25 protein-coding genes are annotated in these 26,619 nt (G+C 41.4%); 17 read left to right on the forward strand and 8 right to left on the reverse strand.

All coding sequences use genetic code 11. The annotated features are described in order from the left end of the window. Positions 1-187: 187 nt before the first annotated feature. The 5 genes from ptsG (at position 188) to splB (ending at position 5,797) form a co-directional block, all read left to right on the forward strand. On the forward strand, positions 188-2,287 hold the full coding sequence (ptsG, locus tag MOF34_RS14125; RefSeq protein WP_268400565.1) for a PTS glucose transporter subunit IIABC: 2,100 nt from the start codon (positions 188-190) through the stop codon (positions 2,285-2,287). 98 nt (positions 2,288-2,385) lie between these two features. Further along, on the forward strand, positions 2,386-2,652 hold the full coding sequence (locus tag MOF34_RS14130) for a phosphocarrier protein HPr (protein ID WP_003218637.1): 267 nt from the start codon (positions 2,386-2,388) through the stop codon (positions 2,650-2,652). Then, positions 2,652-4,364: a phosphoenolpyruvate--protein phosphotransferase gene (gene ptsP / locus MOF34_RS14135; protein WP_268400566.1), complete on the forward strand. Its 1,713-nt coding sequence runs from the start codon at positions 2,652-2,654 to the stop codon at positions 4,362-4,364. The genes MOF34_RS14130 and ptsP overlap by 1 nt, the downstream gene beginning before the upstream one ends. Before the next feature lie 90 nt (positions 4,365-4,454). Continuing rightward, positions 4,455-4,694 carry a splAB operon transcriptional regulator SplA gene (gene splA, locus MOF34_RS14140; RefSeq protein WP_019714212.1) on the forward strand — a complete coding sequence of 80 codons (240 nt, stop codon included), beginning with the start codon at positions 4,455-4,457 and terminating at the stop codon, positions 4,692-4,694. 74 nt (positions 4,695-4,768) lie between these two features. Beyond that, complete coding sequence (splB, locus tag MOF34_RS14145; RefSeq protein ID WP_019714213.1) at positions 4,769-5,797, forward strand: spore photoproduct lyase; 1,029 nt, start codon at positions 4,769-4,771, stop codon at positions 5,795-5,797. Positions 5,798-5,810: 13 nt separating this feature from the next. On the opposite strand, the gene MOF34_RS14150 is transcribed toward splB, so the two are convergent. Beyond that, positions 5,811-6,491, reverse strand: coding sequence for a GNAT family N-acetyltransferase (locus MOF34_RS14150; RefSeq protein WP_268400567.1), 681 nt, complete (start codon positions 6,489-6,491; stop codon positions 5,811-5,813). A gap of 134 nt (positions 6,492-6,625) precedes the next feature. On the opposite strand from MOF34_RS14150, the gene mcpC reads away from it, so the two are divergent. Then, the gene (mcpC, locus tag MOF34_RS14155; protein WP_268400568.1) at positions 6,626-8,593 is read left to right on the forward strand and encodes a methyl-accepting chemotaxis protein McpC; all 1,968 of its coding nucleotides are present in this window, start codon (positions 6,626-6,628) and stop codon (positions 8,591-8,593) included. Positions 8,594-8,740: 147 nt separating this feature from the next. Continuing rightward, positions 8,741-9,607, forward strand: coding sequence for an NAD(P)-dependent oxidoreductase (locus tag MOF34_RS14160; protein WP_268400569.1), 867 nt, complete (start codon positions 8,741-8,743; stop codon positions 9,605-9,607). A 37-nt stretch (positions 9,608-9,644) separates the two neighbouring features. On the opposite strand, the gene MOF34_RS14165 is transcribed toward MOF34_RS14160, so the two are convergent. Then, positions 9,645-10,454, reverse strand: a complete 810-nt coding sequence (locus tag MOF34_RS14165; protein WP_268400570.1) for a CAP domain-containing protein — start codon at positions 10,452-10,454, stop codon at positions 9,645-9,647. 337 nt (positions 10,455-10,791) lie between these two features. On the opposite strand from MOF34_RS14165, the gene MOF34_RS14170 reads away from it, so the two are divergent. Both MOF34_RS14170 and kinA read left to right on the forward strand, forming a co-directional pair. Next, positions 10,792-12,906 carry a peptidoglycan D,D-transpeptidase FtsI family protein gene (locus MOF34_RS14170; protein WP_268400571.1) on the forward strand — a complete coding sequence of 705 codons (2,115 nt, stop codon included), beginning with the start codon at positions 10,792-10,794 and terminating at the stop codon, positions 12,904-12,906. A gap of 164 nt (positions 12,907-13,070) precedes the next feature. Further along, a complete protein-coding gene (gene kinA, locus MOF34_RS14175) occupies positions 13,071-14,888 on the forward strand; it encodes a sporulation histidine kinase KinA (protein ID WP_268400572.1) in 1,818 nt (605 codons plus the stop codon). Between the two features lie 9 nt (positions 14,889-14,897). Here kinA and MOF34_RS14180 read toward each other — a convergent pair whose 3' ends face one another. Next, a complete protein-coding gene (locus MOF34_RS14180; protein WP_268400573.1) occupies positions 14,898-16,079 on the reverse strand; it encodes an aminotransferase A in 1,182 nt (393 codons plus the stop codon). A gap of 202 nt (positions 16,080-16,281) precedes the next feature. After that, on the reverse strand, positions 16,282-16,443 hold the full coding sequence (locus MOF34_RS14185) for a hypothetical protein (RefSeq protein ID WP_268400574.1): 162 nt from the start codon (positions 16,441-16,443) through the stop codon (positions 16,282-16,284). A gap of 200 nt (positions 16,444-16,643) precedes the next feature. Between MOF34_RS14185 and cheV the strand changes: the two genes are divergently transcribed. After that, complete coding sequence (cheV, locus tag MOF34_RS14190; protein WP_268400575.1) at positions 16,644-17,555, forward strand: chemotaxis protein CheV; 912 nt, start codon at positions 16,644-16,646, stop codon at positions 17,553-17,555. Positions 17,556-17,598: 43 nt separating this feature from the next. Here the strand turns inward: cheV and MOF34_RS14195 are convergent, their stop codons facing one another. The 4 genes from MOF34_RS14195 to MOF34_RS14210 form a co-directional block, all read right to left on the reverse strand. Further along, complete coding sequence (locus MOF34_RS14195) at positions 17,599-18,063, reverse strand: YkyB family protein (protein WP_268400576.1); 465 nt, start codon at positions 18,061-18,063, stop codon at positions 17,599-17,601. A gap of 125 nt (positions 18,064-18,188) precedes the next feature. Next, positions 18,189-19,481, reverse strand: a complete 1,293-nt coding sequence (locus MOF34_RS14200) for an MFS transporter (RefSeq protein ID WP_268400577.1) — start codon at positions 19,479-19,481, stop codon at positions 18,189-18,191. Positions 19,482-19,556: 75 nt separating this feature from the next. Then, entirely contained in the window at positions 19,557-20,051 is a 495-nt protein-coding gene (locus MOF34_RS14205) for a L,D-transpeptidase family protein (RefSeq protein ID WP_268400608.1), read from the reverse strand. Positions 20,052-20,108: 57 nt separating this feature from the next. Then, positions 20,109-20,969 (reverse strand): metallophosphoesterase, encoded by an 861-nt coding sequence (locus tag MOF34_RS14210; protein WP_268400578.1) that lies wholly within the window; start codon positions 20,967-20,969, stop codon positions 20,109-20,111. 144 nt (positions 20,970-21,113) lie between these two features. Here MOF34_RS14210 and fadH point away from each other — a divergent pair, with 144 nt between their 5' ends. The 7 genes from fadH to ccpC all read left to right on the forward strand — a co-directional run bounded on the left by fadH (position 21,114) and on the right by ccpC (position 26,584). Further along, positions 21,114-21,878: a 2,4-dienoyl-CoA reductase gene (fadH, locus tag MOF34_RS14215; protein ID WP_268400579.1), complete on the forward strand. Its 765-nt coding sequence runs from the start codon at positions 21,114-21,116 to the stop codon at positions 21,876-21,878. 63 nt (positions 21,879-21,941) lie between these two features. Continuing rightward, positions 21,942-23,165: an EAL-associated domain-containing protein gene (locus MOF34_RS14220; protein WP_268400580.1), complete on the forward strand. Its 1,224-nt coding sequence runs from the start codon at positions 21,942-21,944 to the stop codon at positions 23,163-23,165. Between the two features lie 601 nt (positions 23,166-23,766). Next, positions 23,767-24,006, forward strand: a complete 240-nt coding sequence (locus MOF34_RS14225; RefSeq protein WP_003218671.1) for a YkuJ family protein — start codon at positions 23,767-23,769, stop codon at positions 24,004-24,006. Positions 24,007-24,122: 116 nt separating this feature from the next. Beyond that, entirely contained in the window at positions 24,123-24,641 is a 519-nt protein-coding gene (locus MOF34_RS14230) for a ribonuclease H-like YkuK family protein (protein ID WP_268400581.1), read from the forward strand. A 133-nt stretch (positions 24,642-24,774) separates the two neighbouring features. Then, complete coding sequence (abbA, locus tag MOF34_RS14235; RefSeq protein ID WP_010886502.1) at positions 24,775-24,972, forward strand: AbrB antirepressor AbbA; 198 nt, start codon at positions 24,775-24,777, stop codon at positions 24,970-24,972. 139 nt (positions 24,973-25,111) lie between these two features. Continuing rightward, entirely contained in the window at positions 25,112-25,555 is a 444-nt protein-coding gene (gene cbpB, locus MOF34_RS14240) for a cyclic-di-AMP-binding protein CbpB (RefSeq protein ID WP_268400582.1), read from the forward strand. A gap of 147 nt (positions 25,556-25,702) precedes the next feature. Further along, entirely contained in the window at positions 25,703-26,584 is an 882-nt protein-coding gene (ccpC, locus tag MOF34_RS14245) for a transcriptional regulator CcpC (protein WP_268400583.1), read from the forward strand. Positions 26,585-26,619: the final 35 nt, after the last annotated feature.

The raw sequence follows: 26,619 nt of genomic DNA on the forward strand, positions 1-26,619 counted from the left end.
TGAGTGATTGAGGGAAAAAAACGGGAAGTCCATTCTCGTTCTTTTGCACACCCAATTTTGCTCATGTCCTTTTTGTTGTGTAAAAGGGCAAATGTAAACGGTTAAACTGGAAGACTTACGCCTGTGAATTCGTTGTCATGATTTTTAGCTGTAAGGTCAGACTAGTAAAAAGAGGAGGTCAATTCTTATGTTTAAAGCATTATTCGGCGTTCTTCAAAAAATTGGGCGTGCGCTTATGCTTCCAGTTGCGATCCTTCCGGCTGCGGGGATTTTACTTGCGATCGGGAATGCGATGCAAAATAAGGACATGATTGAGGTCCTGCATTTCTTGAGCAATGACAATGTTCAGCTCGTAGCGGGTGTTATGGAAAGCGCTGGGCAGATTGTTTTTGATAACCTTCCGCTTCTATTCGCAGTAGGTGTAGCCATCGGACTTGCCAACGGTGATGGAGTTGCAGGGATAGCAGCAATTATCGGTTATCTGGTGATGAACGTATCCATGAGTGCGGTTCTTCTTGCAAACGGAACCATTCCTTCCGATTCAATCGAAAGAGCCAAGTTCTTCACGGAAAACCATCCTGCATATGTAAACATGCTGGGTATACCTACCTTGGCGACAGGTGTTTTCGGCGGTATTATCGTCGGTGTGTTAGCTGCATTATTGTTCAACAAATTTTACACAATTGAATTGCCGCAATACCTTGGTTTCTTTGCGGGTAAACGTTTCGTTCCAATTGTTACGTCAATTTCTGCACTGATTCTGGGTCTTATTATGTTAGTGATCTGGCCTCCGATCCAGCATGGATTGAATGCCTTTTCAACAGGATTAGTGGAAGCGAATCCAACCCTTGCTGCATTTATCTTCGGGGTGATTGAGCGTTCGCTAATTCCATTCGGTTTGCACCACATTTTCTATTCACCGTTCTGGTATGAATTCTTCAGCTATAAGAGTGCAGCAGGGGAAATCATCCGCGGGGATCAGCGTATCTTTATGGCGCAGATTAAAGACGGCGTACAGTTAACAGCAGGTACGTTCATGACAGGTAAATATCCATTTATGATGTTCGGTCTGCCTGCTGCGGCGCTTGCGATTTATCATGAAGCAAAACCGCAAAACAAAAAACTTGTTGCAGGTATTATGGGTTCAGCAGCACTGACATCCTTCCTGACAGGGATCACAGAGCCATTGGAATTCTCATTCCTATTCGTTGCGCCTGTCCTGTTTGCGATTCACTGTGTGTTTGCAGGGCTTTCATTCATGGTCATGCAGCTGTTGAATGTTAAAATTGGTATGACATTCTCCGGTGGTTTAATTGACTACTTCCTTTTCGGCATTTTACCGAACCGGACGGCATGGTGGCTTGTCATCCCTGTTGGTTTAGGGATCGCGGTCATTTACTACTTCGGATTCCGATTTGCGATCCGCAAATTTAATCTGAAAACACCAGGCCGTGAGGATGCTTCAGCTGAAACAGCAGCATCTGGGAAAACAGGGGAAGCAGGCGACCTTCCTTACGAGATCCTGCAGGCAATGGGTGACCAGGAAAACATCAAACACCTTGATGCTTGTATCACTCGTCTGCGCGTGACTGTAAACGATCAGAAGAAGGTTGATAAAGACCGTCTGAAACAGCTCGGTGCATCCGGGGTGCTGGAAGTCGGCAACAACATTCAAGCTATTTTCGGACCGAGTTCTGACGGTTTAAAAACACAAATGCAAGACATCATTGCGGGACGCAAGCCAAGACCTGAACCTACAGCATCTGCTCAAGAGGAAGTAGGTCAGCAGGTTGAGGAAGTCATTGCAGAACCGCTGCAAAATGAAATCGGCGAGGAAGTTTTCGTTTCTCCGATTGCTGGGGAAATTCACCCGATTACTGATGTTCCTGACCAAGTCTTCTCAGGAAAAATGATGGGTGACGGTTTTGCGATTCTCCCTTCTGAAGGAATTGTCGTATCTCCGGTTCGAGGGAAAATTCTAAATGTGTTCCCGACGAAACATGCGATCGGCCTGCAATCCGATGGCGGAAGAGAAATTTTGATCCACTTTGGTATTGATACTGTCAGCCTGAAGGGCGAAGGATTTACATCTTTCGTTTCAGAAGGAGACCGCGTTGAGCCTGGACAAAAACTTCTTGAAGTTGATTTGGACGCAGTCAAACCGAATGTACCGTCTCTCATGACACCGATCGTGTTTACGAACCTTGCTGAAGGAGAAACAGTCAACATTAAAGCAAGCGGTTCAGTCAACAGAGAGCAAGAAGACATTGTGAAGATTGAAAAATAAGGGTATATAGTACGCTGTGCTTGTCAGATGACAAGTACGGCTGTATGATATAATATTGTGAAGTAATAAAGCTTTAAGTTAAAAGGAGAATGATAAAAATGGCACAAAAAACATTCAAAGTAACTGCAGATTCTGGAATTCACGCTCGTCCTGCGACAGTTCTTGTACAAACTGCAAGCAAATACGACGCTGACGTTAATTTAGAATATAACGGCAAAACAGTTAACCTTAAATCTATCATGGGTGTTATGTCTCTAGGCATCGCTAAAGGCGCTGAGATCACAATTTCTGCTACTGGCGCTGACGAAAACGATGCTCTTAACGCTTTAGAAGAAACAATGAAAAGCGAAGGACTCGGCGAGTAATGCAAGAATTAAAAGGGATTGGCGCTTCAGCCGGCATCGCGATTGCAAAAGCGTACCGGCTTGAAGAACCAGATTTAACGGTTGAAAAGAAAAACATCTCTGATTCTGAAGCGGAAGTAAGCCGTTTTGATGAAGCGATTGCACGTTCAAAAGAAGAGCTCGAAAAAATCAAAGAGCACGCTTTGAAAGAACTGGGTCAGGATAAAGCTGATATTTTTTCTGCTCACCTTTTAGTTCTCAGTGACCCTGAGCTTCTGAATCCTGTGAAAGAAAAAATCAGCACTGATTCAGTGAATGCTGAATTCGCTTTAAAAGAAACGTCTTCTATGTTCGTTACTATGTTTGAATCAATGGACAACGAATATATGAAAGAGCGTGCGGCAGATATTCGCGACGTAACAAAACGCGTAACCGGCCACCTGCTTGGCGTTGAAATTCCAAACCCAAGCATGATATCAGAAGAGGTTATTATTATAGCTGAAGACTTAACTCCGTCTGACACAGCTCAATTAAACCGTGAGTTCGTAAAAGGATTCACAACTGATATCGGCGGACGCACATCTCACTCTGCTATCATGGCGCGTTCTCTTGAGATTCCTGCAGTTGTTGGTACGAAAGCGGCTACAGGCACGATCCAAAACGGCGTGACTGTTATCGTTGACGGTATCAATGGTGATGTCATTATTGACCCATCTGCGGAAACTGTAAAAGAGTATGAAGAAAAACATAATGCTTATTTGGCTCAAAAAGCTGAGTGGGCGAAGCTAGTAAATGAACCGACTGTCTCAAAAGACGGACATCATGTAGAGCTTGCAGCTAACATCGGTACTCCTGATGATGTAAAAGGCGTTCTTGAAAACGGCGGAGAAGCAGTTGGTCTTTACCGTACAGAATTCCTTTACATGGGAAGAGATCAGCTGCCTACAGAAGATGAGCAGTTTGATGCTTACAAAACGGTTCTTGAGCGTATGGAAGGAAAATCAGTTGTCGTGCGGACACTTGATATCGGCGGAGACAAAGAGCTTCCTTACCTGCAGCTTCCAAAAGAAATGAACCCATTCTTGGGATACAGAGCGATTCGTCTTTGCCTTGAAGAGCAAGAAATCTTCAGAACACAGCTTCGCGCGCTGCTTCGTGCAAGTACATACGGAAACCTGAAAATCATGTTCCCTATGATTGCGACAGTTAATGAATTCAAAGAAGCAAAAGCGATCCTTCTTGAAGAGAAAGAAAAGCTTGTAAAAGCAGGACAGGCTGTATCTGACGATATTGAAGTCGGTATGATGGTTGAAATCCCATCAACTGCAGTCATCGCTGATCAGTTTGCTAAAGAAGTTGATTTCTTCAGTATTGGAACAAACGATTTGATTCAATACACAATGGCAGCTGACCGTATGAATGAACGTGTATCTTACCTGTATCAGCCATACAACCCGGCAATCCTTCGTTTAATTACACTTGTAATTGAAGCGGCACACAAAGAAGGTAAATGGGTTGGCATGTGCGGAGAAATGGCAGGAGACGAAATTGCGATTCCGATCCTTCTTGGCTTAGGCTTAGATGAGTTCTCAATGAGCGCAACTTCTATCCTCCCGGCAAGAACACAAATCAGCAAATTGTCTAAACAAGAAGCTGAGTCATTCAAAGAGAAAATTTTATCTATGAGCACGACAGAAGAAGTTGTCGCGTTCGTAAAAGAAACATTCAAGTAATGTACAAAAACCAGACGGCCTCCGGCCTGTCTGGTTTTTTTCATAAGTAAAGGTATAGAAGGGCACAATAACATGGCTAGGAGGGATAGTATGTCAAACCAATTTAACGCAGGAGATACAGTTTATGTGATTTACAGGAATCCGCACGCCGCCAATGTTGCCCACATCAAGGAGGCTGAAATTGTGCACCATCCATACCATGAAGGTGAGCTTTCGCTGTTTATTTATGAAACCTATCATCCGTTTGCAGAGGATGATGCTGTATTTGCAAGCTATGAGGAAGCTAAAACACTCTACAAAGAACTATTTGATATCGATCCGTATGAGTAACAAGGAAATCATTACAACTCATATCCTTTCCGCCTTAAGAGACTAACGGTAGTAAAGGAAAAGGATGTGGCATTATGCAGAACCCATTTGTTCCGCAGCTTGTGTATATTGAACCGAGAGCGATGGAATATCCGCTGGCTCAAGAATTACACGATAAATTTGAGAAAATGGGCATTGAAATCAGAGAAACGACATCTCACAATCAAGTGCGTAATATTCCTGGGAAAAACCATCTTCAGCAATATCGTAACGCGAAGTCAACGTTAGTCATCGGTATCCGGAAAACATTAAAGTTTGATTCTTCTAAACCTTCGGCTGAATATGCCATTCCGTTTGCAACAGGCTGCATGGGGCATTGCCATTACTGCTACCTGCAAACAACCATGGGATCAAAGCCGTATATCAGAACTTATGTAAATGTCGAAGAGATTTTGGATCAGGCAGATAAGTATATGAAGGAGCGCGCACCGGAATTCACACGGTTCGAAGCCTCTTGTACGTCAGATATTGTAGGAATTGATCATCTGACACACACGCTGAAGCGCGCCATTGAACACTTTGGACAAAGTGACCTCGGAAAGCTCAGATTTGTAACGAAATTTCATCATGTCGATCACCTGTTAGATGCAAAGCATAACGGGAAAACGAGATTCAGATTCAGTATTAATGCCGATTATGTAATTAAGAACTTTGAGCCGGGAACCTCACCTCTTGATAAGCGGATAGAAGCGGCAGTAAAAGTTGCAAAAGCAGGATACCCGCTAGGCTTTATTGTTGCGCCGATTTATATCCATGAAGGCTGGGAAGAAGGATATAGACATCTGTTTGAAAAGCTTGATGCTGCTTTGCCACAGGATGTCAGACATGATATAACATTTGAATTAATTCAGCACCGTTTTACAAAACCGGCAAAACGAGTGATAGAAAAGAATTACCCGAAGACGAAGCTTGAATTAGATGAAGAAAAGCGTCGTTATAAATGGGGCCGTTACGGGATCGGAAAATATATTTATCAGAAAGATGAAGAGCATGAACTTCGGGAAACGCTTGAATCCTATATTGATACCTATTTCCCTAACGCGAAAATTGAATATTTCACTTAACGGGCTGTTGTGATCAACAGCTCGCTTTTTTATAAAACGGATTCTTCCATTCCATCAAAACGCCGAAATTCAATGATTCTTTATCGTCTAAATAATTGCTGACTACACGAATCGGTGAACGGCCGCAATGAAGAAGAAAGCACAGCACAGGGTCTTTTTTCTTGCCCTCCATCACATCTTCGACGTATTGAACAGCGCTGATCTCATGTGAGTATTTATGGTAAAAAGGGATGCGCCCGCCCCCGAGCAGGCGCTCCAGCCGCTTGTCAACAGTCAGTTCATACATCGTATTCATCAGCCATTTTCCGATTCCAAGCGCTCGATAATGAGGAGAAACAGAAATATCCACTACATATAAAGTGTTTCCGTGAGGATCATGATTTTTAATAGATCCGTTATCTGTTGCCTGAGCCCATGTATGATCAGGAGATCCAGGATCAAAATGTATGATAAGGGCAGTCATAGAACCAACAATTCTGCCATTGACCAGCGCGCATAAAGCGCCTTCCGGAAAGGTTTTGATATGGCTGTAAAGCTGTTCCTCCGACCATAGCAATTCTTGGGGGAACGGAGGAGGGAAACATTCTCTTTGTAGAGAGATCAGCCCCTTTATGTCAGTTTCAGTATAGTTTCTGATGGTCAAAGCCTCAAATTTTCTGCCGTTGTGCACATACATTTGTTTTCGTATGATCATCACCCTCCTTTTGTTGTTCCATTATAACGAAGATTGAATTTTCAGTAAATATATTCCGTTTTTCATATCATTTATTTTTTGGTTATTCATTTTTCAAACGAAAGGGCCGATATAGAAATTAGGAGGGGATTGGTTTGTTTAAAAAACTTCACATGAAGATTGCTGTTTTTGTTTCAATCATGTTGATCGTTACAGTTGTTCTTTTAATGCTGTCTTCTTATTTGACACTAAAACCGATGATTACAGAGGATGGGAAAAATACAACTCAAAACGTGACACAGTCACTTGAACAAAATATTGAATTACAATTAAAGAGTTATGCCATTTCATTATCAAGATTGGCTAATGGGGAATTAACTCATACATTTGTAACAAAACCAAGTAAAGAAGCTTCTCAGCTATTTAACGATGACATTAAACAAATCAAAGATCACGATGATTATGTTGCGATGGCTTATGTTGGCAGCGCAAAAAGAGAAATGTTTACATATCCGAAAGCAGATTTTGCTGATGATTATGATCCAACAACAAGACCATGGTATAAGCTTGCAGCTGAAACCCCGGATCAAGTCGTTTGGACGCAACCTTATAAAGATGTCGTGACGGGAGACATGATTGTCACTGCATCGAAAGCGATCCTTGACAGGCAAAAAGTGATCGGGGTTGCCAGCTACGACTTGAAGCTCTCTGCAATCCAGAGTATGGTCAATAAGCAAAAGGTGCCTTACAATGGATTTGCCTTTTTAGCTGATGCCAGCGGCAATCTTTTAGCACACCCGTCAAACCAAGGAAAAAATATATTAAAGGACCAAACACTGAAAACCAGTGCATCCGAGGAAAAAGGGATACAGGATGAAAATGGGAAAATGGTTGTGTACCAAACGATTGGGGAAACGGGCTGGAAAGTCGGAACGCAATTTGATACCGATAAATTAATGTGGATTTCAGATAAAATGAATCGGGCGAATAGTTGGATATCACTAATTGCGCTTATCACAGCAATGATTCTCAGTTACTTCCTGGCCAAAACGATAACAGGCCCGATACAGCAGCTGATCGCAAAAACGAAGGCAGTTTCAGCGGGTGATTTAACAGTGCACGCGGAATCAAAATCCAAGGATGAAGTCGGTATATTAACAAGAGACTTTAATCAAATGGTTGAAAATATGAAGGAAATGGTTGAGCAAGTGAGACTCTCTTCAGGGAAAGTATCTGATACCTCTGAGCAATTAACGGCTATCTCTGCGGAAACAAATGAAACAAGCGGACAAATTGCAAAAGCGATTGAAGAAGTAGCCGCAGGGGCATCAGAACAGGCGTCTGAAGTCGAGACCATAAATGAAAAATCAGAAAGCCTGTCAACGAAAATCAGGCAAATTGCTGAGGAGGCAGGCGGAATGAAAGAACGCTCAAAATCGTCTGAGGATGCAAGCTATAAAGGACTTGATGCGCTCGGCCAGCTGCTGATGAAGTCAAACGAAGCCAACATGGAAACAAAAAAGGTTGAAACAATGCTGCTTGATTTGGAAAATCAAACAAAGAATATAGAAGAAGTCGTTACAGCGATTTCGAATATTTCTGATCAAACCAACTTGCTTGCCTTAAATGCCAGCATTGAGGCAGCCAGAGCCGGAGAAAGCGGTCGCGGTTTTGCCGTCGTAGCCGATGAAGTGCGGAAGCTTGCTGAGCAATCAGCCCTTTCTACAAAGCATATCAGCGAGACTGTGAAGCTTATCCAGCTTGAGACAAAAGAGGCATCTCACGCAATGGTTGAGGCAAGCAGAATGAATGATGAACAAAACAATGCCATCCATGAGACCGGAGAGGTATTAAACACGATTACCGCGGAAATGCAGTCACTGGTGCAAGGCATTGATCATATTTACGAAGAAATTCAAAGAATGAGCGGCGAACAGCTCGCAATTTCTGAAGCCATTCAAAGTATCTCAGCCATATCACAGGAATCAGCTGCCGCTGCAGAGGAAGTGAACGCATCAACAGATGAACAGCTGATCACCCTTGATAAAGTCAAACACTCAACGGAAACATTAAAACATGCAAGTCAAGAGCTTATGAACACTATTGCAAAATTCACATTGTAACCCAAAAGTTCCCCAAGACATGATGTGTTTCGGGGATTTTTTATTTTTTAGAGCCTACTATATAAAGAATAGATATGGTAGTCTAGAAAATGAAGGTAAAATGATAACATTTAACTAAAATCAAACAAACATCTGGGAGGAATGACCTTGAAAAAAACAATTGGCTTTATCGGTCTTGGAGTGATGGGTAAGAGTATGGCATCACATATTCTGAAAGATGGCTATCCTGTATTGGTGTACACCCGGACAAAAGAAAAAGCAGACAGCATACTGCAAAAAGGCGCGGTATGGAAAGAAACGGTCAAAGATCTTTCAAAAGAAGCGGACGTTATCATTACAATGGTCGGCTATCCCAGTGATGTTGAAGAAGTGTATTTCGGAAGCGACGGAATGATTGAAAACGCAAAAGAAGGCACATATCTCATTGATATGACGACATCTAAGCCTTCGCTTGCGAAGAAGATTGCTGAAGCGGCCAAAGAAAAAGCATTGTTCGCTTTAGATGCACCTGTCTCCGGCGGCGATATAGGTGCACAAAATGGAACACTCGCGATTATGGTCGGTGGAGAAAAAGAAGCATTTGAAGCCTGCCTGCCTATTTTCTCTTTAATGGGAGAAAACATTCAGTATCAAGGGCCGGCTGGAAGCGGCCAGCATACCAAGATGTGTAATCAGATTGCAATCGCAGCTGGCATGATCGGTGTTGCTGAAGCGATGGCATATGCTCAAAAATCAGGTCTGCAGCCGGAAAATGTGCTGAAAAGCATCACAACGGGCGCAGCCGGTAGCTGGTCATTGTCAAATCTTGCTCCCCGTATGCTGCAAGGCAACTTTGAACCAGGTTTTTATGTGAAACATTTTATTAAAGATATGGGAATTGCGTTAGAGGAAGCGGAATTAATGGGAGAAGAAATGCCAGGCTTGTCGCTGGCAAAATCCTTATATGACAAGCTCGCTGCACAAGGCGAAGAAAACAGCGGAACACAGAGTATATATAAGCTGTGGGTGAAATAAAAAAGATTGCCTGTAGGGAACAGGCAATCTTTTTTTATTATTTTCCGATGAATTGCTGTGTCCAGATGCTTCCAGACTCAACGTAGCCTACACCGATATGAGTAAAGTTAGGGTTTAGAATATTTTTTCTGTGTCCTTCACTGTTCATCCAAGCTTTTACTACTTCTTCTGGTGTTTTTTGGCCCTTAGCAATGTTTTCACCTGCTGTTTTGTAGCTGATTCCGAAAGATTTCATCATGTCAAACGGTGAGCCGTAAGTTGGGCTTTGGTGATCAAAATAGTTCTTGTCTTTCATATCCTGAGATTTTGCGCGTGCAGATTTGCTTAACGTTTCATCAATTTGAAGCGGTTTTAAGCCTTGTTTTTGTCTTTCTGCATTTGTAAGCTCAACAACTTTTTTCTCATATGCACTTACAGATGAAGGTGCAGATGTTGTTGTGTTTGTTTTTTCAGCAGCTGCAGGTGCTTTAGAAGCAGCGTTTTGTTGAGTAGGAGCAGGTGCTTTAGAAGCAGTGTTTTGTTCAGCAGCTGCTTTTTCTGCAGTTTTTTGCACAGGTTTTGCAGTTTCTGTCTTTTGAACATCCTGAATGTTCATATTAGATTGCTTCGCATGTTTTTTAAGAAGCTGCTTGATTTCTTTTTCGTTTGCAGCATTTAATGTTTTAATATTTGTGTTAATGTGCAGCTTTTTCATTACATCATTAAGAGACATGTTTTGCACCATATTTCCTGTTTTTACAGTTACCACATGCTGGCAGGAGAATTCTTTCGCTGATGCTTGCTGTACGCCCCCGAATGTGAATAATCCAACCGCAGCGGCAGCAGATAAAATAAATGCTTTCTTCATTAGTTCATAACCTCCTAGAGTTGTTTGTTTCTACAAAAAAATCATAACATAGCTTTTTTGTCATAAAGTATCCATCACTTTCCTTTGACAAAGAGAGTGTGTCATCTTCGTAACCAATACGCGCTAAACTGCTGAGACAAAGGGAATCACTGTATTTCATGATATTATCGTACAGTTACATAGCTTCCTTTTATTTGAATTGTTAGTTATATTTTAATGTGTTTTTATATTGACAGCATTTTTTATCCCTTTTTACTGTAACAACTGTTACATAGGTGTTACAATTAATCTCAGTATATGTAAATATATTGAATGATTTTGAGAGGGGTAACCAGAAGTGACTGAAATAGGACGTGAACCAAAGAAAAAAAGTAACGGAAACAGGGCAATTAGAATGAACCTTTTTTTCCTTGCTGTCTTTGTTCTATTCACTGCATTAATCTTTAAGCTGGGCGTTGTTCAAATTGTTGAAGGCACACAGCATGAAGAAGACGCTGAGAAAGCAAATGCAAAAACAGCGTTCTATCCGGCGCCTCGAGGGAAGATGTACGACAGAAACCAGAAAGTGGCTGTCGATAACCAGAGCGTGCCTGAAATAGTGTATGTTTCAACATCGAGCACAAAAACAGAAGACAAAATCAAAACAGCGAAACGGCTTGCGGCATTCATTCATATTGATACCGAATTTTTGAAGGAAAGAGATTTGCGTGATTACTGGATCGCATCTCATCCGAAAAAAGCCGCCGCTCTGCTTAAGGAATCTGAAAGCAATCTGAAAGGCGCTCAGGCTTACAAGCTTCAAATTGAGCGTGTACCGGATCAAGAATTGAAAGCGATTCAGCGAGATGACGAAGAAATGGAAATCGCTGCGATATATACAAGGTTTTCAAGCGGAAATGCCTACGAACCTCAAATCGTAAAAGCGATGAATCCAAATGAAAGCAACAGCAATGGAAAAAACGGAACACTGCTTGACGAGGAGAAGAAATCCACACAACGACCAAAAAATGATTTAACATATGATGAAATTTCAATTGTTTCTGAGCATTTAGAAGAGCTTCCGGGAATCGACATTGTAAACGATTGGACACGAAAATATCCTTATGACAAAACGCTCTATTCTGTTTTCGGCGGCGTCACGACACCTGATCAAGGCCTGCTGAGCGATAGAAAAGACTTCTACTTAACAAGAGGCTATGCAAATAATGACAGGGTGGGAAAAAGTTATATAGAGTATCAATATGAAGACTATTTAAATTCCCAAAAGGAAGAAGTGGAATACGTAGAAGACAATAACGGGAATGTCGTCAGCCAAAAAACTATTAATAAAGGCAGCAGGGGATATGATCTTCAGCTTTCTTTTGACATGGAGCTTCAGGCAGAAGTGGAAAAGATCATTGAAGAAGAAGTGAGAAACAGCCGTGCACGCGGAAACTATATGCTTGACAGAGCCTTTGTCGTGATGATGGACCCGAATAACGGCGATATTTTGTCCATGGCAGGGAAAAAAATTGATTTAGAAACAAACAAAATTCAAGATTATGCGATAGGGACATTTACAACCCAATATGAAATGGGTTCAGCAGTAAAGGGTGCCACCGTACTTGCCGGTTATCAGGACGGAATTCCGCACTATAAATATTTTCTCGATGCTCCAATGCATTTAGGAACAAATCTCATAAAAAAATCGTATACCAATATGGGAACCATCAATGAATTAACCGCTTTGCAAAAAAGTTCTAACGTATATATGTTTAATATTGCCATGCATATTGCGGGTGTAACATACAGGCCGCATGGGTCTCTCCCGGCTGATCAGAAGGATTTACTGAAGATGAGAAACTATTACAGCCAGTTTGGCCTAGGGGTAAAGACAGGTATTGACCTGCCTCAGGAATCAGCCGGTATGCAAACCACACCTGAAACTGTAGGGGGCTTAATTTTAGACTTGGCAATCGGTCAGTATGATACATACACACCGCTTCAAATGGCCCAGTACATCTCAGTAATCGCCAATGGAGGCTATCGTGTGCAGCCTAGAATCGTCACAAGTATTCATGAGCCAGGGAAAAAAGACCAGCTTGGTAAGGCGATTGAACATAGAAAGCCTAAAGTACTAAATAAGATCAACAATTCAGAGAGTGATTTGAAGCAAGTGCAAACAGGTATGAAATTAGTCACTTCTTCAGGAACAGCTAAAAATACGTTTACAGAAGATGTATCAGGAAAAACGGGAACAGCAGAAACATTTTACTACGGCACGAATCGTAATTGGTGGGGGAAAAGCACATACAACCTTACTTTTGTCGGTTATTACCCGTCGAAAAATCCAAAAGTGGCTTTTAGTGTTGTTGTTCCATCAGTAGATGATGATGATAAGATCAATAAAATTATTGCCAAAAGAGCTATACATGCTTACGCAGAGCTAGAAAAGAAACACAGTAAAAAATAAAAAAACAGGGTGCACAACTGAAAGGTTGTGTGCTCTTTCTTTTATTCAAAAATTGACGTTCACCATAAGAATAGAAGGAGAATACTCATTTTCTAGCGAATCATACTAGGTAAAAGTTAATCTGTATATATCGAAACACGATGATCATGCAAAGGAGGGATTCTGTGGAACAGGATACGCAGCATGTTAAACTATTTCAAACAAAAAACGATATTCATGCAGTCTTGGCCTCTAATGGACGCATCATTTATATATCTGCCAACTCCAAACTGCATTTAGGCTATCTCCAAGGAGAGATGATCGGATCATTCCTCAAAACGTTTCTGCATGAGGAAGACCAATTTTTGGTTGAAAGCTATTTTTATAATGAACATCATCTAATGCCATGCACATTTCGTTTTATTAAAAAAGATCATACGATTGTGTGGGTGGAGGCTGCAGTAGAAATCGTTACGACAAGAGCTGAGCGGACAGAACGAGAAATCATTTTGAAAATGAAGGTTCTTGAAGAAGAAAGCCATCACTCTCTAAACTTCGAAAAAGATGAAATCGAGCCTGCAAGCCCGGAATCGACTACATATATTACGGATGATTATGAACGGTTAGTTGAAAATCTTCCGAGTCCGCTATGCATCAGTGTCAAAGGCAAAATCGTCTATGTAAACAGTGCGATGCTTTCAATGCTGGGAGCGAAAAGCAAGGATGCTATTATTGGCAAATGGTCCTATGAATATATTGAGGAAGAATATCATGATATTGTGAAAAACAGGATTATACGAATGCAAAAAGGAATGGAAGTTGGAATGATTGAACAGACGTGGAAAAGGCTTGATGGCACACCTGTTCATTTAGAAGTGAAAGCATCCCCGACCGTCTACAAAAACCAGCAGGCTGAGCTGCTGCTGCTGATCGATATCTCTTCAAGGAAAAAATTCCAAACCATCCTGCAAAAAAGCCGTGAACGATATCAGCTGCTGATTCAAAATTCAATCGATACCATTGCGGTGATTCATAATGGAAAATGGGTGTTTATGAATGAGTCAGGAATTTCCCTGTTTGAAGCGGCTACCTATGAAGATTTAATTGGCAAAAACATATATGATCAGCTGCATCCTTGCGATCACGAGGATGTAAAAGAAAGAATCCAAAACATCGCCGAGCAAAAAACACAATCAGAAATTGTCAAGCAATCATGGTTCACCTTCCAGAACAGGGTCATCTATACGGAGATGGTCTGCATTCCGACGACCTTTTTTGGAGAAGCGGCTGTCCAAGTTATTCTTCGGGACATTTCTGAGAGAAAACAAACAGAAGAATTGATGCTGAAATCAGAAAAATTATCAATCGCAGGGCAGCTCGCGGCGGGAATCGCTCATGAGATACGCAACCCGCTGACAGCGATCAAAGGATTTTTGCAGCTGATGAAACCGACGATGGAAGGAAATGAACATTACTTTGATATTGTCTTTTCTGAACTCAGCCGTATCGAACTAATACTCAGTGAACTGCTTATGCTGGCGAAACCTCAGCAAAATGCCGTTAAAGAATATTTGAACTTGAAAAAATTAATTGGTGAGGTCTCGGCCCTCTTAGAAACACAGGCAAATTTAAATGGCATTTTTATCAGAACCAGCTATGAAACTGACAGCATTTATATAAACGGGGATCAAAACCAATTAAAGCAGGTATTCATTAATTTAATAAAAAATGCGGTTGAATCAATGCCTGACGGGGGAACAGTAGACATTATCATAACTGAGGATGAGCATTCTGTTCATGTCACTGTCAAAGATGAAGGAGAAGGCATACCTGAAAAGGTGCTGAACCGGATTGGAGAACCATTTTTAACGACAAAAGAAAAAGGCACGGGGCTTGGACTGATGGTGACATTTAATATTATCGAAAATCATCAGGGAGTCATCCATGTAGACAGCCAGCCGGAAAAAGGCACAGCCTTTAAAATTTCATTTCCAAAAAAATAAAACAACGGCTTAAACGCCGTTGTTTATCGTCTGCATTGATTCACGTTTTTTTAATACAAATAATTCTAAGCGGTCCAGGCCTTCTCTTAGCGTGTCCAGCGAGTATGCAAAAGACAGCCTCACATATCCCTCACCATACTTTGAGAATGAGCTGCCCGGTACGAGTGCCACACCTGAATCTTCCAAAAGAGCCATACTAAAATCAAATGAAGACATTCCAAATGATTTAATAGATGGGAAGATATAAAACGCGCCAGACGGTTTCACAACGTCAAGTCCCATGGAAACAAGACGATCATACACATAGTCCAGACGTTTTTTGTACTGTTCCCTCATAATCAGGGCATCGTCAAAGCCGTTTGTCACAGCTTCAAGCGCGGCTTTTTGAGAAATAGATGACGCACACGACACATTGTATTGATGAACCTTTAAAATGTGCTTTGCTATGTTTTTCGGTGCAAATAAAAATCCAATTCTCCAACCGGTCATGCTGTGTGATTTTGACAAGCCGTTAATGACAATCGTTTGATCCCGCAAATGGGTTGCGATGGAGTAATGGGGTCTGTCATATGTTAATTCACTGTATATTTCATCAGACAATACGAAGATATTTCTGCCTTTTAAAAGGGCAGCAATGCTTTTTAGTTCTTCTTCAGATAAAGTCACGCCGGTAGGATTTGACGGATAAGGAAGCACGACACACTTGGTGTTAGGAGTCAGAGCATCTTCAATCAGCCGGGCAGTAAGCTTAAAGCCGTGTGATGTAGTATCAACAATGACAGGCTTGGCGCCGCACAAATTGATAATAGGCTCGTAGCCGGGATAAATCGGGCCTGGCATAATCACCTCATCACCGGGAGATAAAATCGTGCGGAATGCAGCATCAATGGCTTGGCTTGCACCTGTTGTGATGATGATTTCAGATTCAGCATCATAATTAAAATCCGCTTTTTTCTTCATATAAAGCTGTACAGCTTGTCTCAGCTCTAGGTAACCAGCGTTCGGAGTATATGACGTCACGTTTTCATCAATGGCTTTTTTTGCGGCACCTTTCACGTGATGCGGCGTGAAAAAGTCAGGCTGGCCGATTGTAAGTGAAATTACGTCTTCGTGTTGAGCTACAAGATTTGAGAATTTGCGTATTCCTGAAATTTCAATCTCTCTTGCTTTCGGATTCAGCAAATGTTCCATAATTCATCACCTTAACAAATATAATGAGTTTATCCTATTTTACCACTAGCTGATCATTTGTCACCTTTTTCGCCGATATATTTCGATTGTATGCGTCTTTTTTCTAAATATACCTTTCTTTACAGAAAAAAAAGAAGACAACCAGCGATTTGATTGTCTTTATTGTATCATGTTCTATTATTGTTTATATGAGCTAATTTCATTAATAACCATAATCAAAATGAAGGTCTTCGTGCCAAGTCATATACGATGGATGCTCTTCTTGAAGGTCAGCTGATTCTTTCTTCATATGCAGATAAGTCTCTTCACTGATATCTTCTAAAACAGTCATTTCATTTCCTTTAAATATTACTAAGGTACCCATTATTTACACCCTTCTTTGGAAAAATCCTTGACTATTTTACCACTGTTAGTTGGAATGTCAATGGTTATTAGGGAAAAAGTTTCAAAGAACCGCGGCTTGACGCTCCCAGAATCCGATTTTGAAGAGCCATGCCATTCACTTTTTACAATTTACGCCGATATATACAGTACAATACTGAATGCGAATAGCGAGGGATTGAAGTGTCATTACAACAATACGAAATTTTATTGGATTCTGGTACAAATGAATTAGAAATAGTGAAGTTTGGCGTGGGCGATAATGCTTTCGGAATTAACGTCATGAAGGTAAGGGAAATTATTCAGCCAGTCGAGGTGACATCAGTGCCTCACTCCCATCAGCATGTAGAAGGAATGATTAAGCTCAGAGGAGAAATCCTCCCTGTGATCAGCCTCTTCTCATTTTTTGGAGTTGAGCCTGAGGGATCAAAAGACGAGAAATATATCGTGACTGAATTTAATAAACGGAAAATTGTTTTCCATGTCGGCTCTGTTTCTCAAATTCACAGAGTATCCTGGGAAGCAATTGAAAAGCCCACATCATTAAATCAAGGAATGGAGCGGCACCTTACCGGGATTATTAAGCTCGAAGACCTGATGATCTTTTTGCCTGACTATGAAAAAATGATTTATGACATCGAATCAGACTCAGGTGTGGATACGTACAATATGCATACCGAGGGCTTCGATGAAAGAAGAGCTGATAAAAAGCTTATCATTGTAGAGGACTCACCGCTCTTGATGCGCCTCTTGCAGAATGAGTTAAAAGAAGCAGGGTACAACAATGTTTCTTCGTTTGAAAACGGAAAAGAGGCATATGACTACATTATGAACCTTGCTGAAAATGAAACTGATTTATCAGAGCAGATTGATATGATTATCACTGATATTGAAATGCCAAAAATGGACGGACACAGGCTCACAAAGCTGCTGAAGGAAAACCCGAAAAGCTCAGACGTACCGGTTATGATTTTCTCATCGTTAATTACAGATGATTTGCGTCATCGCGGAGAAGTCGTTGGCGCAGATGAGCAAATCAGCAAGCCTGAGATCAGTGACTTGATTAAAAAAGTGGATACGTATGTCATCGAATAAATAAAAACAGCCGGTGCCTAAGTGGCACCCGGCTGTTTTTATTTTAAAAGTAACTCTCGCCAAGCTTTTTAAAAACAGGTTTATGGTAGGCTGGCTGCTGGCGATTTGGCACAAGCGGTTTTTCCTTCATGCCTACATATTTTTGCAACAGGTGTTTCGCTTTTGTTAAAGACATGTGAGCTTTTGGATTTCGGTACGATTGATTAAGTGTACCTAAATGCGGAAGATGTTCGAAGTCTTCTTTAGTTGGAGGCATGTGAAAATAGTAGTCTCCGATTGAGATAAGCACGTCCGATTGCTGTTGGCTGAACCTTGGATTTTTTGAAAAATGAAGCCCTATTTTCTCTCCTTTACCTTCTTTGACAAGCTTTTGCAAAGCCCGTTTTTTCAGCAGATATAGGTATTTAGGGTTGGGGGCGGTTTTTGCATGGCGGTTCACAGTGTAAACTGCTTTTGAAAGATTTTCTACGGTTGGCTGCAGATCTTTCGTATATGCATGGTCGTCCATTATTTCTCTCCTTTGCTCTTATCAAATTCTATATGATTAGATTATACTTTTTTAAAATTGAAATGCAAATATTGAATGTAAAAATGCGCTTTTTTCTGAGAAAAAAAGCGCATTTTTAATGTATATTATACAGATCTTGCTTTCTTTTTCGGCTGCTCTTGAAATGCTTCCTGAACATTCACTTCCGCAACCTGTGCACTGTATTTTGGCAGTGCAACAAAATAAAAAATAAAAACAAGCAGGATAATAACGCCCATGCCGTAATAAAGATAATCAATGTTTGAAACGAACTTAGGGAATAACAGCGCAACTAAGCCCAGTGTTAAAGACTGTGCAAACATCATAAAAGGGTCCTGCAAGCCGCTTACTCGTCCCATCAGCTTTGGATGAACAATCTTTGGCATCCATCCCCCGATTGCAATGTTGATCGGGCCAATGCACATTCCCAGGGCAAAAGCTGCCGCATAGTACACCCCTAAAACATTTGTGTAGCCGAGTACGAAAATCAGCAAGCCTGCAATGAAAATCGGTATCGACATTAAAAAGTGCGGCTTCACTTTTTTAGAGATAATCGTGCCGATTACACTTCCTGCCAGCAGCCCAAACCCGAGTGCGATCGTAAATACCGACGTATGCCACTCATAACGGTCAGGCGCCAATCCGTATTTCATTGTAAACATTGGCAATACGGCGAATCCTCCGTTGACAAATCCAAAAATAAAGAAACCGAATATAAGAGATGCCAGCAGTTTGTTTTTTAAAATATACAGAATACCTTCCTTAAAATCATTTATTGAATCTTTCACAGAAGTTTTTCTCCAGCTGAATGCACCGTTTGGCTGTCGGGCTTCTTTCGGAATCCGGCAGCTGCGGATCAGCAGCCCGGAAATGATAAAGCTGACAAAATCAAGAATAATGGCGCCTTCGATACCGATTGTGTTGTACATAACGGCACCGATTCCGACTCCGAACACCATGAAAATACTAAAAAGCATCTGGTTAAGACCGGCCGCCTTTGCATAATGCTCCTTCGGCAGGATGGCTTGTACCAAACTGTTTTCTGCCGGAAAGAAAAACTTCGTGACAGCGCTTCTGACAAATAAAATACAGAAAACAAGAGGAATATTGCCGGTAAATAAAGTGAAAAAAAGAACGACAGTCAGGCCGGCTCTGATCCAATCACAGTTTTCCGCTACCTTTTTTCTGTCAAACCGGTCCGCGACAACTCCTACGATCAAAAATACAAATACGGTCGGGAGAGAATACATCAGCTCCGCCAAGGTCGTATATGAAGGCTGGCTGCTGAAGCGGTCCAGCAAGAAAAAAGCAAATGCCATGTTGCCTACTGTCGTACCCATTTGAGAAGCGAGTGCTGCGAAAAAAAGACGAACAAAATTACGATTTTTAAATATATCCATAAAAACGCTCCTTACCCTAAAGGTCCCACTTTATCATATTATAAACAGCCTGTTTTTGAAACAATTAAGAAAACATTACCGGTTAATCATGACTCTTGTTCCGTTTGGCACAATAGAAGCGAGTTCGATTACGTCTTTGTTATGCATGCGAATGCACCCTTTAGAAACAGCCTTACCAATCGAAGAGGGATTATTCGTCCCGTGTATTCCGTAGTGCTGTCTTGAAAGACTCAGCCAATAAGCGCCAAATGGACCGCCGGGATTGCGTTGGCGGTTAATAATGTAGAACTCGCCAGTTGGTGTTTGTGTCAGTATTTTACCGACGGCAATCGGATAAGTTTTTATTATCTGATTATTTTGGTGCAAAGTAAGGGTTTTAGCCCCAATAGAGACTGTAATATGATATGGGATCGTATTTGGGTCCGGCAGACCGGGGATGACAATGCGCTGTCCGGCGATAACTCCTGATTGCAAAGAAGGGTTGGCTTGGATCAAAGCAGCAGTGCTGACTCTGAAATCGGCCGCGATGCTGGTGAGTGTATCGCCTTGTTTAATCTGGTACGTGAGCAGTTTCCTCATCCTCTCTTTTTTATTTATAAGTATTGATGAGGAACCCAATCTGCTACATTAATTTGTGCTTTTTAATGTAAAGACTGTAATTTCAGGTTTAGCCAGAAATCGCAAAGGCAGTCTCGTCATCCCGAGGCCGCGGTTCACATAAATATGAGTGTCGCCTGTTTGGTACATTCCTTCGGTATAGACTTTTCCGTACGGAGGTGTAATAAGCGGTCCGTAGAAGGGCAGCTGGATCTGCCCGCCGTGTGTGTGTCCGGATAGCTGCAAATTGACAGGATATGTTTTTGTATTCAAGGCGGCATCAGGCTCATGGACGAGCAGAATAGAAAAAAGCTTCTCACTTAATTTCGATAGGGTGCCTCCATAATCGGGTTTGCCGAGCATTAAATCATCGAGCGCAGCAATCTCAATTTCGCTGCCGTCTGTGAGCTTCAATTTTTGATAGGCGTTGCGGAATACCGTAAAACCTCCCGATGACATCAGGCTTTTATAAGCATCCGTGCCATAGCCGCCGTGATCATGATTGCCGTAAACACAAAACTTGCCGAAGGGTGCTTGCAGCTTTTTCAAAAAAGGAATGACTGCCTGATAATTTTGATACATATCAGGGTTATCGATAATATCACCGGTAAAAACAATTAAATCAGGCTTAGATTCATTGATTGTCTGGATGACAGTTCTAAAATCATCAAGCGTAAAATAATCGCTTAAATGTGTATCACTGAACTGCACGATTTTAAAACCGTCAAATCCATGGGGAATGAGAGAGCTTTTAATCGTGTGTCTAGTAGTCTCAATCATATGCGGTTCCAGATAGCGGGCATAGCCATATCCGCCGCAGGCCGTGAAAACCCCGGCCGCAAAAACGCCGAACGTTCCTTTTAAAAATTGTCTTCTGGACATCTTTTTCATTTCAAACCAACCTTTAGTAGAGTTTTTCTATTATATCACCTGTAACTTGAAAAAATCTCATATCAGCATGTAATGACAGAAGCTGGCGTATAATGATAGAATAATATTGAATGAATACTCATTCATAATAGGAGGGATCATACAATGGAAAAAAAGGTTGTTATTATTACCGGCGGGTCAAGCGGCATGGGAAAAGCAATGGCAAAAAAACAGGCTGAATTAGGCTGGCACGTCATGGTGACAGGACGGAATCAGGAAGCACTTGAGGAAACGAAAAGAGAAATTGAGACCTTTGAGGGGCAAGTCGCTTGTTTTCAAATGGATGTCCGTTCTGATTCCGCTGCTTCAGACATGATTACAAAAGGGATAAGAGCCTTTGGCCGGCTTGATGCGCTGATCAATAATGCGGCCGGAAATTTTATTTGCCCGGCAGAAAAGCTGACGCCTAATGGATGGAAAGCCGTTATTGAGATTGTGTTAAACGGCACATTTTTTTGCAGCCAAGCCGCGGCACGGTATTGGATCGAGCAGCAGCAGAAGGGCGTCATTTTAAATATGGCCGCCACATATGCTTGGGGAGCGGGAGCAGGGGTCGTTCATTCCGCTGCGGCAAAAGCTGGCGTATTGTCGCTCACTAGAACTCTTGCCGTAGAGTGGGGCAGTCAATACGGAATCCGCACAAACGCGATTGCACCCGGTCCGATAGAACGAACAGGCGGTGCGGAGAAGCTATTTGAATCGGAAAAAGCGAAAGCCCGCACGCTGAACAGTGTGCCGCTCGGCCGGCTTGGCACACCCGAGGAAATCGCCGCTTTGGCCGCGTTTATGCTTTCTGATGAAGCTTCCTATATGAATGGGGAATGTGTCACTCTGGATGGGGGGCAATGGCTGAATCCGTATCCGTTTTAAAGCATATTAAACTTTGGATTCAATGTGGTATAATCAGACAAAGATAGAGAAGCAGGTGATAACATGTTGGATCCACTTGATATTTTAACGAACATTGATGATGTCCTCCCATATTACCAGGCGATTTTCAGTGCCGAGGAGCAGAAAATCGTCGGATATGAGGTGCTGGGACGTATATTGGCAGATTCAGACATTCAAAGTCTCGGACCCTTTTTTTTAGATGGGGGGATACCCGAAGAATATAAATTAGAGGTGGATAACAGAATTATCCGCCAGGCTCTTGACCATTTTTTAGAAGCGGATTCTGATCTATTGATTTTTATGAATCAGGATGCCAATCTTTTAATGCTTGATCATGGCGAAAGCTTTCTTGAGCTTCTGAAAGAATATGAAGCGAGAGGGATCGAACTTCATCGTTTCGTGCTTGAAATTACGGAGCACAATTTTGAAGGGGATATTGAGCAGCTTTACCATATGCTTGCCTACTATCGTACATACGGAATTAAAATAGCAGTTGATAATATCGGAAAAGAAAGCAGCAACCTGGACAGAATTGCATTACTTTCGCCAGATCTGTTAAAAATCGATTTGCAGGCGCTGAAAATATCACAGCCGTCACCGTCATATGAGCATGTGCTATACAGCATATCTTTATTAGCGAGAAAAATTGGTGCTGCGCTGCTGTATGAAGACATTGAGGCGAACTTCCAGCTTCAGTACGCTTGGAGAAACGGAGGGCGCTATTTTCAGGGTTATTACTTGTTGTCTCCTTCTGAAACGTTTCGAGAGAGAGATGTATTGAAACAAAGACTTAAAACTGAATTTCACCAATTTATCACACATGAGAAAAAGAAGCTTGAAACTGTCTATGAGCACTCTGAACAGTTTTACAAACGAGTTCACCAGGCTGTGACATCTTTGAGAAAAAACAACCTGTCTTCTGATGATGACTTTATTAAAAACCTGGCGGAAGAGCTGACCGATTGCAGCTTTAGAATTTACATGTGTGATGAAGAAGGCGATCAGCTGACGGGAAATGTCTTTAAACAAGATGGAGAATGGATTTACCAGCCGGAATACACGGAAAAGAATTGGAGCTGGCGCCCTTATTTCTTGGAGAACATTATGAGAATGAGAAATCTCAGAAAAGGATTCTTCAGTGATCTGTACAGTGATTTGGAAACAGGTGAAATGATCAGAACGTTTTCGTATCCTATGGATGACCAGATGTATTTATTTATAGACCTGCCTTATTCTTATTTATATGAGCAGGATGGATTGATTTAAGCGGCCTAAGTGGCCGTTTTTTTATGAATTGAAAAAATATCAAAAAAACGATTGACATTGATACTGAGAATCATTATCATTTAATTATAGAGAGAAGCTACTCTCTGTTCCCTAACCCCTCTATCAGATCAAGATCCGTAAAAACTTGGCGCTACCCCCGCCAAGTTTTTTTATTTTGCAAAGCATAAGACAATCCATAAAACAATAAACCTAACTAGGGGAAAACGCTGAACAATGGAAGGAACAAAAATGTTCTTTCAGCGCTCGATCACTGTACCAATGCTAACCGGCCGTGCAAGAGATATTAACCCGATAAAGCACTCTGAATCATTACATATTGCAATATTTTTTATTTGATGAAATTGCAAAAAAAAGCTTTCTTGACTCTGCGGGCATATCAAAAAAATCGTAATTGTGTGTATGACATTCAAAAAAAGCCTCAAACTAATAAAAAATAGTTTTTTCACTTTTTTTCTTTTCTTAAATTCAGCAGTGAAAATGCCATCCTGTCCGACTTTATGGTATGATGCTCAATAGAACTTGTATTATAATAAATACTTGTTGATTTGAAGTTGCTTTTTGAAAGGAGTCTTTTTTTAGAATGTCACAATTAATGGGTATCATCACACGGCTGCAAAGTCTACAAGAAACGGCGGAAGCGGCTAACGAGCCAATGCAGCGTTATTTCGAAGTAAATGGTGAGAAAATATGCAGTGTTAAATATTTCGAAAAAAATCAAACGTTTGAACTGACGGTTTTCCAAAAAGGTGAAAAACCTAACACATATCCGTTTGATAATATCGACATGGTTTCCATCGAAATCTTTGAACTTCTTCAGTAAGAGGTAAGATTCCTGAAATAATGGGAACAAGCTTCCGCTTTTGCAAAAGTAATTGAAATAAACAGTAGGGAACATACTTGTTTCATGGTTGTAAATCCTTGAAAAGGAGTGTCATTATGGCTGATTCTTTTCTGTTTTATAATCTTTCAGAAGCACAGATGACCTTTCAAGTTGTGGTGGAACGGCTTAAAGCCTTTGTTCGAAAGGACCCCCGTTCTTCCTATGTGTTATCGATCGGAACCGATTCACAAGTGTACCGCGATTACACAAAGTTTATTACCGCATTGCATTTGCATCGCACAGGCAAGGGAGCTTGGGGCTGCTTGAAAAATCATACAGTCGATAGACCCATACATAGCCTTCGGGAGAAGATTTCGTTAGAAACGGCGTATAGCCAAGAAACGGCCGCTCATATTCTTGATGGGCACTTAATGGATATTACCGATCTGCTCCTGCCCTTTACCGGTGAAGGGGCGGATCTTACCTTTGAGGTTCACTTGGATATTGGGAAAAAAGGGCTTACAAAAGAACTGATTCAAGAAATGACAGGTCGTATCACTTCCATGGGGATTGAGGCGAAAATAAAACCGGATTCATACACTGCCTTCAGCTATGCAAATCGTTTTACAAAATAATTCCGGCTGAAAAGCTAAGGGAAATGTCGAATTATGCGGTTGACGTTTGTTTTCTGATTACTTATTCTAGCGGTAGAGCTGAAAGTAAGTTGTCTTGCTTTCAGAGGTATTCAGTATAAAACAGGGGGCCTGATTGCGAATGAGTCTTATTGGTGAACGATTTACAGAAGAAGAACAAAAACTTCTGCTGAATATCCTGATCAACCATGAGTATGCCATCGAGCTATTAAGCAGTGAGATCAACGATATAGAGACAGGAACCAAAAACGTTGACGGAACCACCTACAAAAAACTTGTAACGCTATACGACCGATTTCGATTTGAAAATTAATGGAGCACCTTATAAATTGATACTCGCATAAAGAGTATCTTTTTTATTGAAAGGAAACTTTTCGACAAATACTGATAAAGTTTATATTATTGTAGTATAGGGAATGTATTGTTGATGAAACTGAAAAGGGGTCGAAAACATGATAAGCTTACAATCAGACCAGCTTCTTGAGGCAACAGTCGGACAATTTATGATTGAGGCGGACAAAGTGGCGCACGTTCAAGTCGGAAACAACCTTGAGCATGCATTATTAGTCCTAACAAAAACTGGATACACAGCCATTCCGGTCCTTGATCCTTCCTATCGTTTACGTGGCTTAGTCGGTACAAATATGATCATGAACAGCATTTTTGGGCTTGAGCGAATCGAGTTTGAAAAGCTTGACCAAATTACTGTCGAAGAAGTCATGCTGACTGATATTCCACGCCTCCATATAAATGATCCGATTATGAGGGGGTTCGGCATGGTCATTAATAACGGATTTGTCTGTGTTGAAAATGATGAGCAGGTGTTTGAAGGAATTTTTACAAGAAGAGTGGTTTTAAAGGAATTGAATAAGCATATACGCTCATTGAATAAGTAGGCTTCACGGCCTATTTTTATTATATGGCCAGAGCAAGAAAGAAAGCGTATACATAGTTTTAAACCAGAATAGGGCTTGAATCAGAAACGAAGATTTTATTAGAATGAGAGATAAGAGAAACTTATTGAACATAAAAAGGAGGACGACATGCAGCTTCAAGAGCTTCATATGCTCGTAGTTTTAGCTGAGGAGTTAAATATGAGAAAGGCGGCGGAACGACTTTTTGTATCTCAGCCGGCTTTATCTCAGCGCTTACAAACCATTGAAAAGGCGTGGGGCACAAAAATCTTTTTAAGATCCCAAAAAGGGTTAACGGTAACGCCGGCCGGTGAGAAAATCATTCAGTTTGCGAATGATGTGACGTTAGAGCAGGAAAGAATAAGAGAAAATATCGATGAGCTTGAAGGGGAAATTCACGGCACACTGAAGCTTGCCGTCGCCTCCATAATCGGCCAGCATTGGCTTCCTAAAGTCTTGAAGACGTATGTGGAAAGGTATCCCAATGCAAAGGTCTCACTCATTACCGGCTGGAGCAGCGAAATGCTGAAAAGCTTATATGAGGATCAGGTTCATATCGGCATTATTAGGGGCAACCCTGAGTGGAAGGGCCGTAAAGATTACTTAATGACAGATCACCTGTATTTAGTGGACACAGAAATTTCCTGCATCGAAGATATTGCCCATACAGAACGGCCGTTTATCCAATTTAAAAGCGACAGCACTTATTTTCAGGAAATTCAGCACTGGTGGCATCAAAAATTTAAAACGTCGCCAAAACAGACGATATTGGTTGATCAGATTGAAACGTGCAAACAGATGGCGCTGCACGGAATCGGTTATGCCATTTTGCCGTCTGTTACCCTTCAAAACGAAGATAAAGTCAATAAAATGCCTCTGTTAGACATGAAAGAGCATCCGATCGGACGGGATACATGGCTGTTAGGCTATGAACCTGCCTTTGAGCTGAAGCAAGTTCAAGCTTTTGTTCAAGTGATAAAGGAGATGCTGGATCAAGAAAATCCATTTTAAAGGACAGCGATGTGCTGTCTTTTTTATTTTTATTG

The organism is Bacillus sp. T17B1, from assembly GCF_026796395.1.
GTDB classification, from domain to species: domain Bacteria; phylum Bacillota; class Bacilli; order Bacillales; family Bacillaceae; genus Bacillus; species Bacillus spizizenii_A.

What these genes read in the sequence shown, in the direction of transcription:
- ptsG (WP_268400565.1), top strand. Translation starts at nt 188, where the DNA reads ATGTTTAAAGCATTATTCGGCGTTCTTCAAAAAATTGGGCGTGCGCTT.
- MOF34_RS14130 (WP_003218637.1), top strand. Translation starts at nt 2,386, where the DNA reads ATGGCACAAAAAACATTCAAAGTAACTGCAGATTCTGGAATTCACGCT.
- ptsP (WP_268400566.1), top strand. Translation starts at nt 2,652, where the DNA reads ATGCAAGAATTAAAAGGGATTGGCGCTTCAGCCGGCATCGCGATTGCA.
- splA (WP_019714212.1), top strand. Translation starts at nt 4,455, where the DNA reads ATGTCAAACCAATTTAACGCAGGAGATACAGTTTATGTGATTTACAGG.
- splB (WP_019714213.1), top strand. Translation starts at nt 4,769, where the DNA reads ATGCAGAACCCATTTGTTCCGCAGCTTGTGTATATTGAACCGAGAGCG.
- MOF34_RS14150 (WP_268400567.1), bottom strand. Translation starts at nt 6,491, where the DNA reads ATGATCATACGAAAACAAATGTATGTGCACAACGGCAGAAAATTTGAG.
- MOF34_RS14165 (WP_268400570.1), bottom strand. Translation starts at nt 10,454, where the DNA reads ATGAAGAAAGCATTTATTTTATCTGCTGCCGCTGCGGTTGGATTATTC.
- MOF34_RS14180 (WP_268400573.1), bottom strand. Translation starts at nt 16,079, where the DNA reads ATGGAACATTTGCTGAATCCGAAAGCAAGAGAGATTGAAATTTCAGGA.
- MOF34_RS14185 (WP_268400574.1), bottom strand. Translation starts at nt 16,443, where the DNA reads ATGGGTACCTTAGTAATATTTAAAGGAAATGAAATGACTGTTTTAGAA.
- MOF34_RS14195 (WP_268400576.1), bottom strand. Translation starts at nt 18,063, where the DNA reads ATGGACGACCATGCATATACGAAAGATCTGCAGCCAACCGTAGAAAAT.
- MOF34_RS14200 (WP_268400577.1), bottom strand. Translation starts at nt 19,481, where the DNA reads ATGGATATATTTAAAAATCGTAATTTTGTTCGTCTTTTTTTCGCAGCA.
- MOF34_RS14210 (WP_268400578.1), bottom strand. Translation starts at nt 20,969, where the DNA reads ATGAAAAAGATGTCCAGAAGACAATTTTTAAAAGGAACGTTCGGCGTT.
- fadH (WP_268400579.1), top strand. Translation starts at nt 21,114, where the DNA reads ATGGAAAAAAAGGTTGTTATTATTACCGGCGGGTCAAGCGGCATGGGA.
- MOF34_RS14220 (WP_268400580.1), top strand. Translation starts at nt 21,942, where the DNA reads ATGTTGGATCCACTTGATATTTTAACGAACATTGATGATGTCCTCCCA.
- MOF34_RS14225 (WP_003218671.1), top strand. Translation starts at nt 23,767, where the DNA reads ATGTCACAATTAATGGGTATCATCACACGGCTGCAAAGTCTACAAGAA.
- MOF34_RS14230 (WP_268400581.1), top strand. Translation starts at nt 24,123, where the DNA reads ATGGCTGATTCTTTTCTGTTTTATAATCTTTCAGAAGCACAGATGACC.
- cbpB (WP_268400582.1), top strand. Translation starts at nt 25,112, where the DNA reads ATGATAAGCTTACAATCAGACCAGCTTCTTGAGGCAACAGTCGGACAA.
- ccpC (WP_268400583.1), top strand. Translation starts at nt 25,703, where the DNA reads ATGCAGCTTCAAGAGCTTCATATGCTCGTAGTTTTAGCTGAGGAGTTA.